The organism is Micromonospora sp. NPDC048843 (genome assembly GCF_040649965.1).
In the GTDB taxonomy this organism is placed as follows: domain Bacteria; phylum Actinomycetota; class Actinomycetes; order Mycobacteriales; family Micromonosporaceae; genus Micromonospora; species Micromonospora hortensis.
Map to the genome: position 1 here is coordinate 1 of NZ_JBEZGJ010000022.1, position 15532 is coordinate 15532.

The window sequence follows — 15532 nt, forward strand, 5'->3', positions numbered from 1 at the left end:
GCTCGCGCAGCTCGCTGGCCACCTCGCCCAGCTTCTCCTTCACGGCCCCGCTGTGCTCGCTGACCTTGGCCTTCACCTGGGTGGCGGTGTCCTGCTCCGGGTGAGCGAAGTTGAGGTGCTCCGGAGGCAGCGGGAATGTCACGTCGTCACCGAACGGCGACGGCGCGGCGGCCCGGTCGAAGGTGAGCTCGGTCAGCGGCAGCTTGCCCCGGTCGTCGACCGCCGGAGCGGTCGGGTGGGGCACCTCCCGGTGCCAGTTGACGCCGCTCTGCGCCTGCGCCTCAGCCCGCGAATCGTGGGAGCCACCCGCGTGCGAGTGCACCCCACCCCGGGCGGAGCCCGGCGTCGCCGAGCCCTGACGGGCGGTGGTCACGCTGGTCTGGGGCGTCTCGCCCCGACGGAAGATCTTGCTACCAAGCCACACAAGGGGATCGTACCTGCGGTCGACGACCCGTTCCTTCATGGGGATGATCCCGTTGTCAGTGATCTTGATGTGCTCGGGGCAAACCTCGGTGCAGCACTTGGTGATGTTGCAGAAGCCGAGGCCCTGTTCGGCCTGCGCGTACTCCTTGCGGTCGGTCCGGGCATCCAGCGGGTGCATGTCCAGCTCGGCCGCCCGGATGAAGTACCGCGGGCCGGAGAACGCCTGCTTGTTCTCCTCGTGATCGCGGATCACGTGGCAGACCGTCTGGCACAGGAAGCACTCGATGCACTTGCGGAACTCCTGCGAGCGCTCCACGTCGACCTGCTGCATCCGGTAGTCACCCGGGGCCACGTCCGCGGGAGGGGCGAACGCCGGGGTCTCCCGTGCCTTCTCGTAGTTGAACGAGACGTCGGTGACCAGGTCCCGGATGACCGGGAAGGTGCGCAGCGGGGTGACAGTGACCGTCTCGTCGTCGCCGAAGGTCGACATCCGCGTCATGCAACCAAGCCGCGGCTTGCCGTTGATCTCCATGGAGCAGGAGCCGCACTTGCCGGCCTTGCAGTTCCACCGGCAGGCCAGGTCGGGCGCGTCGGTGGCCTGAAGGCGGTGGATGACGTCGAGGACGACCTCGCCCTCGTTCACCTCCACCATGTAGTCCTGGAGGTCACCGCCGCTCTCGTCGCCCCGCCAGATCCGGAACTGACGCTTCCCGCTCATCGGTTGTCCGCCTCTCCAGCGTCGGCAACGAGGGCGTCGAAGTCGGCGATCTCCTCGTCGGTGAGGTACTTGGCCAGCTCGGCCCGGTCGAACAGGCCGATCAGCTCCGGCCGCATCTTCGGCAGCGGCTTGCGGGTCAGCTGCACTGTGTCGCCGTCCAGCGCGCAGACCAGGTTGACCTGCCGCCACTTCGGCTCCATCGCCGGGTAGTCCTCCCGGGTGTGCCCGCCGCGCGACTCCTGCCGCTCCAGCGCCGCCTTCGCTGTGCACTCCGAGACCACAAGCATGTTGCGCAGGTCCAGGGCCAGGTGCCAGCCCGGGTTGTAGCGTCGGCCGCCGGCCGCGCTCACCTTGGCCACCCGCTCACGCAGCTCGGCGAGCCGGACCAGCGCGTCGGCCAGCTCACCCTCCCGGCGGATGATGCCCACCAGGTCACCCATGACCGCCTGGAGGTCCTGCTGAAGGGTGTACGGGTTCTCGCCGGTGTCCCGTTGCAGCGGCGCGAGGGCGGTCTCCACGGCCGCCTCGACCTCGTTCACTGCCACCTTCGGCCGGGCGGTCAGCCCGTCCGCGTAGCTGGCCGCGTGCCCGCCCGCCCGCTTGCCGAAGACCAGCAGGTCGGACAGGGAGTTACCACCGAGTCGGTTGGAGCCGTGCATGCCACCGGAGACCTCACCGGCGGCGAACAGCCCGCGTACGTGGCCAAAGGCGGCACCCGAATCCGGGTCAACCTCGACGCCGCCCATCACGTAGTGGCAGGTCGGGCCGACCTCCATCGGCTCGGCCGTGATGTCGACGTCGGCCAGCTCCTTGAACTGGTGGTACATCGACGGCAGCCGGCGGCGGATCTCGTCGGCCGAACGTCGGCTCGCGATGTCCAGGAAGACGCCACCGGCGGGGGAGCCCCGGCCGGCCTTGACCTCGCTGTTGATCGCGCGGGCCACCTCGTCGCGGGGCAGCAGCTCCGGTGGACGCCGGTTGTTGTCCGGGTCGGTGTACCAGCGGTCCGCCTCGTCCTCGGTCTCCGCGTACTGCTTGCGGAAGACGTCGGGGACGTAGTCGAACATGAACCGCTTGCCCTCGGAGTTCTTCAGCACGCCGCCGTCACCACGCACCGACTCGGTGACCAGGATGCCCTTCACCGAGGGCGGCCAGACCATGCCGGTCGGGTGGAACTGGAGGAACTCCATGTTGATCAGCGTCGCCCCGGCGCGCAGCGCCAACGCGTGCCCGTCCCCGGTGTACTCCCAGGAGTTCGAGGTGACCTTGTAGGAGCGCCCGACGCCGCCGGTGGCCAACACGACCGCCGGCGCCTCGAAGAGGATGAACTCGCCCGACTCGCGGTAGTAGCCGAACGCGCCGGCCACCCGGTCACCGTCGAGCAGCAGCTCGGTAATTGTCGTCTCGGAGAACACCCTGATCCGGGCGTCGTACGAGCCGAACTCCCGCTGATCCTCCTGCTGGAGCGAGACGATCTTCTGCTGGAGGGTGCGGATCAGCTCCAGGCCGGTCCGGTCGCCCACGTGCGCCAGGCGCGGGTACTCGTGGCCACCGAAGTTGCGCTGCGAGATCTTGCCGTCCTTGGTGCGGTCGAAGAGCGCACCGTACGTCTCCAGCTCCCAGATCCGCTGCGGCGACTCCTTCGCGTGCAGCTCGGCCATCCGGAAGTTGTTGAGGAACTTGCCGCCGCGCATGGTGTCGCGGAAGTGCACCTGCCAGTTGTCCCGGCTGTTCACATTGCCCATCGCGGCGGCCGCGCCGCCCTCGGCCATCACCGTGTGCGCCTTGCCGAACAGCGACTTGGAGATGATCGCGGTCTTCTTGCCGGCCAGCCGGGCCTCGATCGCCGCGCGCAGACCGGCGCCGCCGGCCCCGATGACGACGACGTCGTAGTGGTGTCGTTCGATGCGAGTGGTTGTGGTCATGTCAGGGGCCCTTTAGTTGATGAACCGCAGGTCGGAGAACCAGCCGGCCGCGAGCGCCATGATGTAGAAGTCGGCCAGCGCAAGGGTGCCGAGGGTGATCCAGGCGAGCTGCATGTGCCGGACGTTCAACGCCGAGACGAACGTCCAGGCCTTGTATCGCACCGGGTGCTTGGAGAAGTGCTTGAGCCGGCCGCCGATGATGTGCCGGCAGGAGTGGCAGGAGATCGTGTACGCCCAGAGCATCACCACGTTGAGCAGCAGGATGATGTTGCCCAGCCCGAAGCCGAAGCCCTTGGGCGAGTGGAAGGCGAGGATCGCGTCCCAGGTGTTGATCAGCGAGATGATCGCGGCGGCGTAGAAGAAGTAGCGGTGCAGGTTCTGCCCGAGCAGCGGGAAGCGGGTCTCACCGCCGTACTCCTTGTGCCCGTCCGGGACGGCGCAGGCCGGCGGCGACAGCCAGAACGACCGGTAGTACGCCTTGCGGTAGTAGTAGCAGGTGAGCCGGAACAGCAGCAGGAACGGCAGGGTCAGCGCGGCGTCCGGGATGATCCACCAGCCGGGTAGGAACCGGCCGAAGTGCGAGGCTTCCTCGACACACCGGTCGGTCACACACGGGGAGTAGAACGGGGTCAGGTAGTGGAACTGGTCCACCCAGTACCACTTGTGCATGAAGACCCGGACCGTCGCGTACGCGACCCAGGCGCTGAGCCCGATCACGGTGATCAGCGGGGCGAACCACCATCGGTCGGTACGCAACGTCTTCGCCGCGATGGCGGCGCGCGCCCGCGCCCCCCTCGGCCTCGTTGCCGTTGAAGTCATTCGAGTCGTCTCCTCGACGGGCCCGTACGGGCGGGCTGGTCTCTCTCCGGTCGGCACGCGGACCGGCGAACCCGCACCCGCTGCCACGTCATGCGCACACCAACGACCACGCCGGATCGACCGACGCAGCTAAGTGACACACGTTACGCCGATCTCCGCGAGCCGTCCGCGCAAGGGAGTGGTCCGTGTGTCTGGCCTGCGGAAAAGCCCTCGACGCGCCGGTTTGGCGCCCGCGGTCGGGAACGTCAGCCGGAGGCTCCTCCGGTGAAGTGCCAGGACGCCAGCCGCAGCGACGGCGCCGCCCACCAGGCACCGTCCACCCGGTCCGGTTGGCGCACCGCCCGCGCCCCCAGCCCGAGCACCGCCCCCGGCCCGAGCGCCCGCGGGTACGACTCGGTGAACCGCAGGTCACGCACCGCCCGGACGACAGTGCCGTCCTCGATCAGCCAGACGCCGTTGCGGGTCAACCCGGTGACGACGAGGCTCTTCGGGTCGAGCACCCGGGTGTACCAGAGGTCGGTGACCAGCAGCCCTCGGCGTACGCCGGCCACCAACGCGGCGGTGTCCGCGTCGACGACCGCCCCGGCAGCCGCGCCGCTGGTGCTCCGGCCCACCGCACTGGCCGGACCCGCCACCGCGCCGGTCAGCCGCAGGTTGCGTGGCATCGGGCCCCAGGTGCCAGCCCCCGCGACCGCGTGCCCGGTGGACTCCGCGCCCGCCTCGGCGGCGGTCCGGCGATCGTGCGCCACCGCCCGGGTGGTGCCCGCCTCGACCAGCGTCAGCGGCCCTCGGCCGGTGCCCTCCGCGTCGAACGGCAACCCGGACCCGCCCAGCGGGTCGTCCACCAGAGTCACAGCCGTGTCGAACTGGGCCGCGCCCGGCTCGGCGAACGACTGCCGCTCGGCGTACCGCTTGCCGTTGAAGCCGAAGAAGGACAGGTTCTGCAGGAGGTCCGCCACGGCGGCCGGCTCGAACACCACCTCGTAGTGCCCCGGAGGCAGCTCGACCGGATCGGCCGCCGCCTGCGCCTTCGCGGCCGCCTGCGCGCCCAACTCGGCGCCGTCGAGGTCGGACAGCCGGTCGGCGCTGCGCCGGGCCACCCCGTCCGCGCCGTCGCGGCGGGCGATGCCGTCCATCGCCGCCTCCACCGAGCGACCGTACGCCGAGTGCCCGGCCGAGTTGGCGAACGCCGACGAGCGGTGCGCGGTGCGGCAGTATCCGGCGGTGCTGAGGCCCCCGGCGGCGGCCACGAACGCCCCCACCCGATCGGCCCGCTGATCCGGCTCGGCGTGCGCGGTGGCCTCGTCGATGGGCGGCGCGTCCGGCGTGGGCATGGGCGGGGCCAGCCCCGGCCAACCCGCGTCGGGCGGGCAGAGCCGCGCCGCGGCCAGGGTGCGCTCCACCAGAGCGGACAACCCGTCGGCGGTGACCACGCTGCCGCCACCGGCAGCCGTCCGACCGTCGACGTGCACCCGCAGCCGGACCCCGACGGTCGACTCGGAGACGTTCTGGTGGATGCCCGAGTTGGCGAACCGGGTCAGCGCCAGGTCCGCCCGCGTCACCACCGCCTCGGCCTGCGCGGCCGGCCCGCCAAGACGCCGAACCAGCTCCACGACCTGCCCCGCCAGCTCGACCTCGCTCCTCGCGCTCACGCTGCGCCGCCTTTCGTTCGCGACTGCGGGGCTCGCAAGCCCGGCTCGCTCCTCGCGCTCACGCTGACACCCCGACGCGGACGTTGCGGAACCGGGCCGGCGCGGCCGGGTGGCCGGTGTGCCCGACCTGGCCGGGTTGGCCCTTGCCGCAGTTGGGCGTCCCCCAGGAGACCGTCTCGCTGGAGAGCATGTCCATCGAACGCCAGAACAGCGGGCCGATCCCGGTGTACGTGGGGTTGCGCAGCATCCGCCCCCGCCGCCCCTTCTTGATCTCCCAGCCGACCTCGCAGCCGAACTGGAAGTTGAGCCGCTTGTCATCGATCGACCAGGACCGGTTGAGGTCCATCAACACGCCGTCGTCGGTGGCCGCGATGATCTCCTCCAGTGTGTGCGGGCCGGGTTCCAGGCCGACGTTCGTCATCCGCACCATCGGCAGCCTGGCCCACCCGTCGGCCCGTACGCTGCCGCCGTAGTCCAGGCTGGCCATCGCGGCGGAATCCCGGCCGGCGAGCACACCCACCCAGCGACCGTCGCGGACCGCGTCCCGCTTGACCGCCGGGGAGCCCTCGTCGTCGAAACCGAAGCTGCCCAGCGCCCCCGGGATCGTCGGGTCGATGGTGATGTTCATCAGCTCCGAGCCGTAACGCAGCGAGCCGAGTTGGGCCAGGTCCAGCCAGGACGTGCCGGCGAACGCCGCCTCCCAGCCGAGGATCCGGTCCAGTTCGATGGCGTGCCCGACCGACTCGTGGATCTGCAGGGCCATCTGCTCGCCGCCGAGGATCAGATCCGTCTCGCCGGCGGGGCAGAGCGGCGCGGTGAGCAGCGCCCGGGACTCCTCGGCGATCTGAGCGGCGTGCGCGGCCAGATCCAGCGACTCGACCAGCTCCCACCCTGTGGTGCCGTACTGGCCGCGGTAGCTCGGCCAGGACCGGCGCTGCGTCTCTCCGTCACCGATCGAGGTGGCGGAGATGCCACCGCCGCACTCGCGGATCCGCTGGTCGATCCGGTGGCCCTCACTGGAGACGAACCACTTCGCGGTGTCCCAGATCTGATACAGGCCCTCGGCCAGGTCCGCGCCGTGCTCGGCCATCGTGCGGGTCGCGTCGACAAGCAGATCGCCCTTATTTGACAGGGGCACCCCGAGCGGGTCGATCTGGCAGCCGGAGACCCAGCTCGCGGTTGCTGCCTGGACCGGAACCAGGTCGACCGAGGGGCCCGGCACCCGCGCGCTCGCCATGGCGGTCCGCGTCGCGCGCCGGCCGGCGTCGCGGGCGGCGGCGTCCGACAGATCGGGTACGGCGTGGAAGCCCCAACTCGCCCCGACCAACGCTCGGACCCCGAGCCCGATGCTCTCGTCCTGGGTCAGCTCCTCCACGTCACCGTTGCGCGCGGTCATGGACTCGTAGCGGCGGTGCATCACCCGGGCGTCGGCGTACCGGGCGCCCGCGTCGAGGGCGGCCTGGACGGCGGCGGTGGCCGCGTCGAACTCGGTCATGGACCGACCCTAGGCCAGCCGACCGACACCCGTCAGGCCAGCAGATCCTCCGGCCGAATGGTGCCCCACACCGGATCCGTCGCCCCGCCGCTTCGGAACCACAAGATCGCGCACCATCCTGGTTGTAGTGGTGTCGGCGCGTCGGCGATGCCACTAGATCCTGGTTCGAGCGTGACCTTGGCGGCGGTGGGCGCACCAAACCCCACTCCTACTCTCCGGGGCGGTGTTCGTCGTCAAGATCCGCGCAATATCGGAGACGTTGCTGTCTCCTCGCGTGTCGGAGGCAGCAACATCGGGGAAGTTGCGGAGATCTTGGCGCGGTGCGCGGTGCGCGGTGCGCGACATGAACGGGCGTGGATGGCGAGGTGACGGGGGTGCGCCGCCGATGCCGACTCGTTACGCTCGGGCCCGCTGACACGTGCCGGCTTTGTAGCTTATTTTCACCCTCGGGACTTTGCTGTAAGTTCTCTTCGTCACTGAGGGAGGTGGCCGTGGACAGCTCGGAACCCTCGCCGTCCGGGGACCCGGACGACCGTCCCGCCGTGCCGGCACAGCGCTCCGACCAGGATGCCTACCTGCGGGTGCGTGATCTGCGGGTCCGGTTCGACACCGAGGACGGCGTGGTGCGCGCTGTCGACGGGGTGTCCTTCGCCGTTGAGCGGGGCCGCACCCTGGGCATCGTCGGTGAGTCTGGCTCCGGCAAGAGCGTCACCTCGCTGGCGATTCTCGGCCTGCACGATCCGAAACGGACCACCGTCAGCGGGGAGATCTCCGTGGGTGGCCGGCAGGTGGTCGGCCTCGCGGACGATGAGGTACGCCGACTGCGTGGCCGGGACATGGCGATGATCTTCCAGGATCCACTGTCGGCGCTGCACCCGTACTACACGGTGGGCCGGCAGATCGCCGAGGCGTACCGGGTGCACCACCCGAAGGCCAACCGGCGCGAGGCCCGTCAGCGGGCGGTCGACATGCTGGACCGGGTCGGCATTCCGCAGCCGGCGCGCCGCTTCGACCAGTACCCGCACGAATTCTCCGGCGGCATGCGCCAGCGGGCGATGATCGCGATGTCCCTGGTCAACGACCCGGCGCTGCTGATCGCCGACGAGCCGACCACCGCGTTGGACGTCACGGTGCAGGCGCAGATCCTGGACCTGCTCGCCGACCTGCAAGCCGAGTTCCACTCCGCGATCATCCTGATCACCCACGACCTCGGCGTGGTCGGCCAGGTCGCCGACGACGTGCTGGTCATGTACGGCGGGCGGGCCGTCGAGCGGGGCAGCGTCGAGCAGGTGCTCCGGGCGCCGCAGCATCCGTACACCTGGGGGTTGCTCTCCAGCGTGCCGTCGCTGCACGGCGACGCGGACGCGGACCTGGTGCCCATTCCCGGCAACCCGCCCAGCCTGATCAACCTGCCGTCGGGCTGCGCGTTCCACCCCCGCTGCCGGTACGCGGACAACCCCGGCAGCCGCTCCCGCACGGAGGTGCCCGAGCTGCGCGCCGCCGGGGCTGATGGCCACCTGGTCGCCTGTCACCTGAGCGCCGAGGAGCGGGCCACGTTCTACGCCGAGGACGTCGCACGAGTGGGGGTGGCTGTGTGAGGGCGAGGAACGCAGCGCAGCGGAGTACCGCAGTCCCGAACGGAGGACCGTGGAGATGACCGATGAACCACTGCTGCGGGTACGCGGCCTGAGCAAGCACTTCCCGGTACGCCAGGGGCTGCGTGCCACCGGCCTGGTGCGGGCGGTGGACGGGCTCGACTTCGACGTGCGCCCCGGCGAGACGCTCGGCCTGGTGGGGGAGTCGGGCTGCGGCAAGACCACCACAGGTCGGATGCTGGTGCGGCTGCTGGAGCCGACGAGCGGCAGCATCGAGTTCGACGGGCGGGACATCACGCACGCCGGCCGCCGCGAGCTGCGCCCGCTGCGCCAGGAACTTCAGATCATCTTCCAGGACCCGTACGCCTCGCTGAACCCTCGGCACACGGTGGGCCGGATCGTCGCGATGCCGCTACAGGTCAACGGGATCAAGCCGCCGGGTGGGATCAAGGCCCGGGTGCAGGAGTTGCTGGAACTGGTCGGGCTGAACCCGGAGCACTACAACCGGTACCCGCACGAGTTCTCCGGTGGTCAGCGTCAGCGCATCGGCATCGCCCGCGCGCTGGCCCTGCGGCCGAAGCTGATCGTCGCGGACGAGCCGGTGAGCGCGCTGGACGTCTCGATCCAGGCGCAGGTCGTCAACCTGCTGCGTGACCTGCAACGCGAGCTTGGCCTGGCCTTCGTGTTCATCGCGCACGACCTGGCAGTGGTCAGGCACTTCTGCCAGCGGGTCGCTGTCATGTACCTGGGTCGGATCGTGGAGATCGGCGACCGGTCGGACATCTACGAGCGCCCGCAGCACCCGTACACCCGGGCGTTGCTCTCGGCGATCCCGGACGTCACCCAACTCGGCCCGGCGGGTCGGATCCGGCTGACCGGTGACGTGCCCACCCCGCTGGACCCGCCCTCGGGTTGTCGGTTCCGCACGCGGTGCTGGAAGGCGCAGGACATCTGCGCCACCGAGGAGCCGGCGCTGATCCCGCGCGACGGTGGTCGGCAGGCCACCGCGTGTCACTTCCCCGAAGGGGAAGCGGTCAGCACGGGCCCCGAAGGGGAAGCGGTCAGCAGAGGCCCCGAAGGGGAAGCGGTCAGCACGGGCCCCGAGTCGACTGCCCAGGTCACCGAGGAGGTGCCGTCGTGAGCCTGTCCCCGGTGGAGGGTGTGGCGCTCGCTGAGATCGAGTCCGGTGGCGACGAGGGCGGAGCCGCGACCAAGGGTGTCGTCGGACGCTCACCCGGTCAGCTCGCCTGGCTGCGGCTGCGCCGCGACCGGACGGCGATGGTCAGCGGCGTACTCCTGATCTTCTTCCTGCTGTTGGGGTTGGCCGCCCCGCTGATCGAGATGGCCTACGGGATCGGCCCGCGGGAGCAGTTCCAGAACATGCTGGACGGCTTCGGCATGCCGCTGGGGTACGCCGGCGGGGTCAGCGGCGAGCACTGGTTCGGTCTGGAGCCGGGGCTGGGCCGGGACATCTTCATCCGGCTGATCTACGGGCTGCGAACCTCGCTGTTCATCGCGTTCGCGGCGGCCCTGATCACCGCGACGATCGGGATCGTGCTGGGCGCGCTCGCCGGCTACCTCGGTGGCTGGCTCGACGCGGTGATCAACTGGATCACCGACCTGACCCTGGCCATGCCCTTCCTGATCATCGCGCTGGCGCTCACGCCCACCATCACGCTGCGCTTCTACGGTGAGCGGGGGCAGGTGTCGTCCGCCTTCGGGGTGGGCGTGCTGATCGCCGTCTTCGCCATCTTCGGCTGGACCAGCACCGCCCGGCTGGTCCGCGGGCAGGTGATCGCGCTGCGCGAGCGGGAGTTCGTGGAGGCGGCCCGGGCCAGCGGGGCCGGGCTGGGGCACATGCTCTTCCGGCAGTTGCTGCCGAACATCTGGGCGCCGATCCTGGTGTCGTTCTCCCTGGCGGTGCCGCAGTTCATCACCAGCGAGGCGGCGCTGTCGTTCATCGGTGTCGGCCTCAGCGACGAGACGCCCAGCTTCGGCCGAATGATCTACCGCAGTCTGGACTTCCTCCAGACCGACCCGGCGTACGTGTTCTTCCCGGGCATCACGATCTTCGCGCTGGTGTTCGCCTTCAACCTCTTCGGCGACGCGTTGCGGGACGCGCTCGACCCGAAGTCGTCCCGGTAGGGGTCAAAATCATGGCGCGATTTCTGCTCAAGCGACTCTTCTCCGCCACGCTGACCCTCTTCGCGGTGAGCGTGTTGACCTTCCTGATGTTCTTCGCCCTGCCGCGGGACCCGGTCAGCAGCATCTGCTCGAAGAACTGCAACCCGGAGCGGCTGGAGCGGGTCCGCGACGACCTGGGCCTGAACGACCCGCTGATCAGCCAGTACGCCGGCTACATGAAGGGCATCGTGACCGGTCGGGACCTGGGCAGCGCCCAGGGCGGCCGGTGCGACGCACCCTGTCTGGGCTGGTCGTACGTCACCAACGAGGCCGTCTCGGACACCATCGCCCGGGTGCTGCCGGTGACGTTGAGCATCGTGATCCCGGCGGCCATCCTGTGGTTGCTGCTCGGCGTGGGGCTCGGCATGGTGTCCGCGCTGCGGCGGGGCACCTGGCTGGATCGCCTGGCGATCGGCTTCTCGCTGACCGGCGCGTCGTTGCAGTTGTACTTCGTGGGCGCGGTGCTGCTGCTGGTGTTCGTCTACAACCTGCGGCTGTTGCCGGTGCCGAGCTACACCTCCCTCTTCGACAATCCGGCGAAGTGGGCCAGCGGGTTGGTGCTCGCCTGGGTGGCGCTGGCCTTCCTCTTCTCGGCCATCTACGCCCGGTTGTCGCGGGCGCAGATGCTGGAGACGCTGTCGGAGGACTTCGTCCGGACCGCGCGGGCCAAGGGCCTGGCCAAACCGAAGGTGTACGGGCGACACGCGCTGCGCGCGGCGATCACCCCGGTGGTGACCATCGCGGGGCTGGACGTGGGCGGGGCGCTGGGCGGGACGGTGATCACCGAGACGACGTTCGGCATCCAGGGGTTGGGGCGTACGGCGGTGGACGCGGTGCGCTCGGGCGACCTGCCCACCATCATGGCCACGGTGCTGATCGCCGCCGTCTTCGTGGTGCTGGCGAACGTGCTGGTGGACCTGCTCTACGCGGCCATCGACCCCCGGGTGCGGCTGCGCTGACCCGGCGATGTCCAGCGCGTGACCGGCGGCTGGGCTGTGGCGAAATTTATCGACAACTGTTACACAACTCGTAGGTTTTCTTCCTTACGATCCTCGGGACGTCGGCGGTTCTCGCCCCGACGAAATCGCACGGCACATGGTGGAGGGAGTACTTCATGAGACCACGCGTGGCGGTTGCCGCAGGCGGCGCGATCGCACTGGTTGTGGCATTGGGTGCGTGCTCGAAGAACACGGGCGAGGGCACCACTGTCGACACCGAACGGCAGCAGACCGGGGTCATCGCGACCGACCCCAAGGACTCGCAGGGGCCAGCGGCCGAGGTGAGCGGCGCCGCGAAGGGTGGCACCTTCACCATCATCCGGGAGTCGCCGATCTCCCACCTCGACCCGCAGCGGACGTACTCGTTCGCCGGTCTGATGGCCAACCCGCTCTTCGCCCGCTACCTGACCACCTGGAAGGACGACGGCAAGGGCGGCCTGGTCCTGGTGGGCGACCTGGCCGAGACGCCGGGCAAGAACGTCAACAACGACTGCAAGGTCTGGGAATTCACTGTCAAGGACGGGGTGAAGTTCGAGGACGGCCGGCCGATCACCTCCAAGGAGATCGCGTACGGCATCGCCCGCTCCTTCGACCCGGACCTGTCCGGCGGTCCGACCTACATCCAGGAGTGGCTGGCCGACACCCCGCAGTTCGACACCAAGTGGGACTTCAAGAAGAACAAGACGTCGCTCCCGCCCGGCCTGAGCACGCCGGACGCCAAGACGCTGCGCTTCGAGTTCGCCAAGCCCCGCTGTGACCTGCCGTTCGCGGTCTCGCTGCCGACCACCGCGCCGCTGCCGGCCGACAAGGACACCGGCGTCGACCTGGACAAGCAGCCGTTCTCGTCCGGCCCGTACAAGGTCGCCAAGAACCAGGTCGGCGTGCAGATCACCCTGGACCGCAACACCAACTGGGACCCGAACACCGACCCGGTCCGGCACCAGTACCCGGACCAGTTCGTCTGGAGCTTCGGCCCGACCGCGGACGCCGCCAACAACCGGGTGATCGCCGACAACGGCGCCGACCAGAGCGCGCTCGCCTTCAACACAGTGCCCGCCTCGCTGGTCGCCAAGGTGGCCGGGGATGCCACGCTCAAGTCGCGCAGCATCCTCTCCCCGACCCCGAGCGCCAACCAGCTGGTCATCAACAACCAGCGGGTCACCGACCTGAAGGTCCGTCAGGCGCTCAACTACGCAATCGACCGCGAGGGCTTCATCAAGGCGATGGGCGGGCAGACCGTCGCCGCGCCGCTGACCACGCTGATGCCGCCGGCCACCATCGGCTACAAGGCGTACGACGCGTACCCGGCGGGCGCCAACGGCAATGTCGAAAAGGCCAAGGAGCTGCTCGGCGGAAAGACTCCGGAGCTGGTCCTCGGCGTCGCCGACAACTCCACCGAGCAGCAGCAGGGCGCCCAGCTCAAGGCCAACCTGGAGCGGGCCGGCTTCAAGATCACGCTGCGGAACATCTCCGACGACGCGAAGCTCGACGAGATCAAGAAGAAGAACAACCCCTGGGACCTGTACATCGGTAACTGGGCTGCGGACTGGCCGAGCGGGGCCTCGATCCTGCCAGTGCTCTACGACGGCCGCACCATCAAGGCCGAGGGCAACAGCAACCAGGCCTACTTCAACGACCCGGCGATCAACACCGAGATGGACCGCATCTCGGCGCTGCCCGCAGCCGAGCAGGGCCCGGAGTGGGCCAAGCTCGATGAGCGGATCATGAAGGAGCACGCGCCGGTGGTGCCGCTCTTCGTCGACGTGGCCTACAACGTGCACGGGTCCAAGGCGGGCGGGATCTTCATCTCCAGCGTCTTCGGTTACCCGTCGTTCGTGAACGCGCACGTCAAGCCGTAAGTCTCACCGCAGACCAGCAGGGTCCCCTTCCGACAGCGTCGTCGGGAGGGGACCCTGCTGTTCATGGACTGGTACCCGCCCATCGAGCCGTACGACTCCGGGATGCTCAACGTCGGCCACGGTAATGAGCTCTACTGGGAACTGTGCGGTAATCCCGACGGCAAACCCGCAGTGTTTCTGCACGGCGGCCCCGGCGGTGGCCTGCTCCCGGACAATCGACGGTACTTCGACCCGTCCGGCTACCGGGTCGTGCTGTTCGACCAGCGGAACTGCGGTCGCAGCCGGCCCTTCGCGGGCGACCCGAAGACGTCACTGGAACACAACACCACCCCGCACCTGGTGGCGGACATCGAACGGCTTCGCGAGCACTTGGGGATCGAGCGTTGGCTCGTCTTCGGCGGCAGTTGGGGAAGCACCCTCGGCCTGGCCTACGCGCAGGCCCATCCCGAGCGGGTCACCGAACTCGTGCTCCGTGGCGTGTGGTTGGTCCGCAGGTCAGACGAGGCATGGGCGTTCACCCCGGCGGGCGCGGCGCACCTGTTTCCCGCCGAGTGGGCGGACTTTCGTGCTGCGATCCCCGTCGCGGAACAGGACGACCTTGTCGGCGCCTATGGCCGCCGCATCACCGACCCCGACCCCGCGGTCCACGGCCCGGCGGCCCGCGCCTGGATGAGCTGGGAGCTCTCGGCCAACACCCTGCTGCCGATGACGCCGCCCGGCATCGACGACGCCAGCCTGTTGGCGTTCGCCCGCATCACACACCACTACATCAGCAACGGCGGCTTCCTCGCGCCGGAAGGTCTCCTGGCGGGCGTCGACCGCATTCGACACATCCCGACGGTCATCGTGAACGGCCGTTACGACATCAAGACGCCGCCGAACCAAGCCTGGGACCTGCATCGGGTCTGGCCTGAGGCGAAGTTCCACATCGTGGAGGGCGCGGGCCACAGCGGCTCCGAACCTGGCACCCGCAGCCTGCTCATTCAAGCCACCACCCAGTTCCTCGCGCCAAGGTGATCATGACCCGGTCCAGCGGCTCCGGAAGATCCTCAACGTCGGGCTGCACAAGCGTTACGTCCTGCTGTACCGCGTGACGACCTTCACCTTCCCCGACGCCGAGGGCCGGGACATTGTTCGGGCCGACGTGTTCCTCGCCGACCTGGAGAAGGTCGACCTGCCCTGCCAGTTGGTCGCGGAAGGCTCTCGCCAGGGCACGAGCGGGGGACCGGTGGGCTGGGTCTCGCTAACCCCGTACAAAGACATGCAGACCAGTCTTCAAATCCACATCAGCGACAAGCTGAGGTCCCTGACCCGCCCCTGACTTCCGACGTGGCTGACGAGGCCACCGCGTCGCTGCTCGGTCGTGATGCCCAGCCTGCTGACTGGTCGAGCGTCGGGTGGGCATTGCGCGGTTTCCAGCGGCGGCCCGAAGCCGAGGATGCAAGGGTGCGGCTCCGGCGGCCGGCACGCACGCGCCGGTGGTGCCGCTCTTCGTCGACGTGGCCTACAACGTGCACGGGTCCAAGGCGGGCGGGATCTTCATCTCCAGCGTCTTCGGGTATCCGTCGTTAGTGAACGCGCACGTCAAGCCGTAGGTCACACCAAAGGCAACGCGGCAGGTGGGTACGGAGGAGTTCAGCTCCAACGTTCAGGCTGGTGGATCGTCTCGATAGAGGTCTTCTTTCACATCTCGGCCGCCCCACCGGGTCGCGACGAGTTGGGGCCGCGGACCGGTTGGCTTGGGTACCCAGCCGTACCGCCTGTTGTCGGGCGGAGCGTTGTCCCAGTCGGCGATCAACGCGAACGGATCCGGGAGTCGATCAAACTCGTCGTCACAGGTTTCCCGGACGACCGCCGACGGGTA

Annotated in this window: 13 protein-coding genes; 8 read left to right on the forward strand and 5 right to left on the reverse strand. The window is 69.3% G+C overall.

What is annotated here, in order from left to right:
• The 5 genes from AB0C20_RS08030 to AB0C20_RS08050 all read right to left on the reverse strand — a co-directional run.
• Positions 1-1141, reverse strand: a 1141-nt coding sequence (locus AB0C20_RS08030) for a succinate dehydrogenase/fumarate reductase iron-sulfur subunit (protein ID WP_357567624.1), incomplete at its 3' end; no start/stop codon positions are given.
• A complete protein-coding gene (locus tag AB0C20_RS08035; RefSeq protein WP_357567625.1) occupies positions 1138-3066 on the reverse strand; it encodes a fumarate reductase/succinate dehydrogenase flavoprotein subunit in 1929 nt (642 codons plus the stop codon). The genes AB0C20_RS08030 and AB0C20_RS08035, both read right to left, overlap by 4 nt.
• Before the next feature lie 12 nt (positions 3067-3078).
• The gene (locus AB0C20_RS08040) at positions 3079-3885 is read right to left on the reverse strand and encodes a hypothetical protein (RefSeq protein WP_112583731.1); all 807 of its coding nucleotides are present in this window, start codon (positions 3883-3885) and stop codon (positions 3079-3081) included.
• A gap of 245 nt (positions 3886-4130) precedes the next feature.
• On the reverse strand, positions 4131-5537 hold the full coding sequence (locus AB0C20_RS08045; RefSeq protein ID WP_357567626.1) for a metallopeptidase TldD-related protein: 1407 nt from the start codon (positions 5535-5537) through the stop codon (positions 4131-4133).
• Positions 5538-5595: 58 nt separating this feature from the next.
• Positions 5596-7032 (reverse strand): TldD/PmbA family protein, encoded by a 1437-nt coding sequence (locus tag AB0C20_RS08050; protein ID WP_357188062.1) that lies wholly within the window; start codon positions 7030-7032, stop codon positions 5596-5598.
• A gap of 542 nt (positions 7033-7574) precedes the next feature.
• On the opposite strand from AB0C20_RS08050, the gene AB0C20_RS08055 reads away from it, so the two are divergent.
• The 8 genes from AB0C20_RS08055 (at position 7575) to AB0C20_RS08090 (ending at position 15263) form a co-directional block, all read left to right on the forward strand.
• On the forward strand, positions 7575-8630 hold the full coding sequence (locus tag AB0C20_RS08055) for an ABC transporter ATP-binding protein (RefSeq protein ID WP_357567638.1): 1056 nt from the start codon (positions 7575-7577) through the stop codon (positions 8628-8630).
• Between the two features lie 55 nt (positions 8631-8685).
• Complete coding sequence (locus tag AB0C20_RS08060; RefSeq protein WP_357188060.1) at positions 8686-9768, forward strand: dipeptide ABC transporter ATP-binding protein; 1083 nt, start codon at positions 8686-8688, stop codon at positions 9766-9768.
• Positions 9765-10772 (forward strand): ABC transporter permease, encoded by a 1008-nt coding sequence (locus AB0C20_RS08065; RefSeq protein ID WP_357567627.1) that lies wholly within the window; start codon positions 9765-9767, stop codon positions 10770-10772. The genes AB0C20_RS08060 and AB0C20_RS08065 overlap by 4 nt, the downstream gene beginning before the upstream one ends.
• An 11-nt stretch (positions 10773-10783) precedes the next feature.
• Entirely contained in the window at positions 10784-11770 is a 987-nt protein-coding gene (locus AB0C20_RS08070) for an ABC transporter permease (protein ID WP_328652225.1), read from the forward strand.
• 155 nt (positions 11771-11925) lie between these two features.
• On the forward strand, positions 11926-13668 hold the full coding sequence (locus AB0C20_RS08075) for an ABC transporter substrate-binding protein (RefSeq protein WP_357188055.1): 1743 nt from the start codon (positions 11926-11928) through the stop codon (positions 13666-13668).
• Positions 13669-13731: 63 nt separating this feature from the next.
• On the forward strand, positions 13732-14685 hold the full coding sequence (gene pip, locus AB0C20_RS08080; RefSeq protein ID WP_357188053.1) for a prolyl aminopeptidase: 954 nt from the start codon (positions 13732-13734) through the stop codon (positions 14683-14685).
• A gap of 73 nt (positions 14686-14758) precedes the next feature.
• Positions 14759-14989: a hypothetical protein gene (locus AB0C20_RS08085; RefSeq protein WP_357188051.1), complete on the forward strand. Its 231-nt coding sequence runs from the start codon at positions 14759-14761 to the stop codon at positions 14987-14989.
• Positions 14990-15065: 76 nt separating this feature from the next.
• On the forward strand, positions 15066-15263 hold the full coding sequence (locus AB0C20_RS08090; protein ID WP_357188048.1) for a hypothetical protein: 198 nt from the start codon (positions 15066-15068) through the stop codon (positions 15261-15263).
• The last annotated feature ends 269 nt before the right edge of the window (positions 15264-15532 follow it).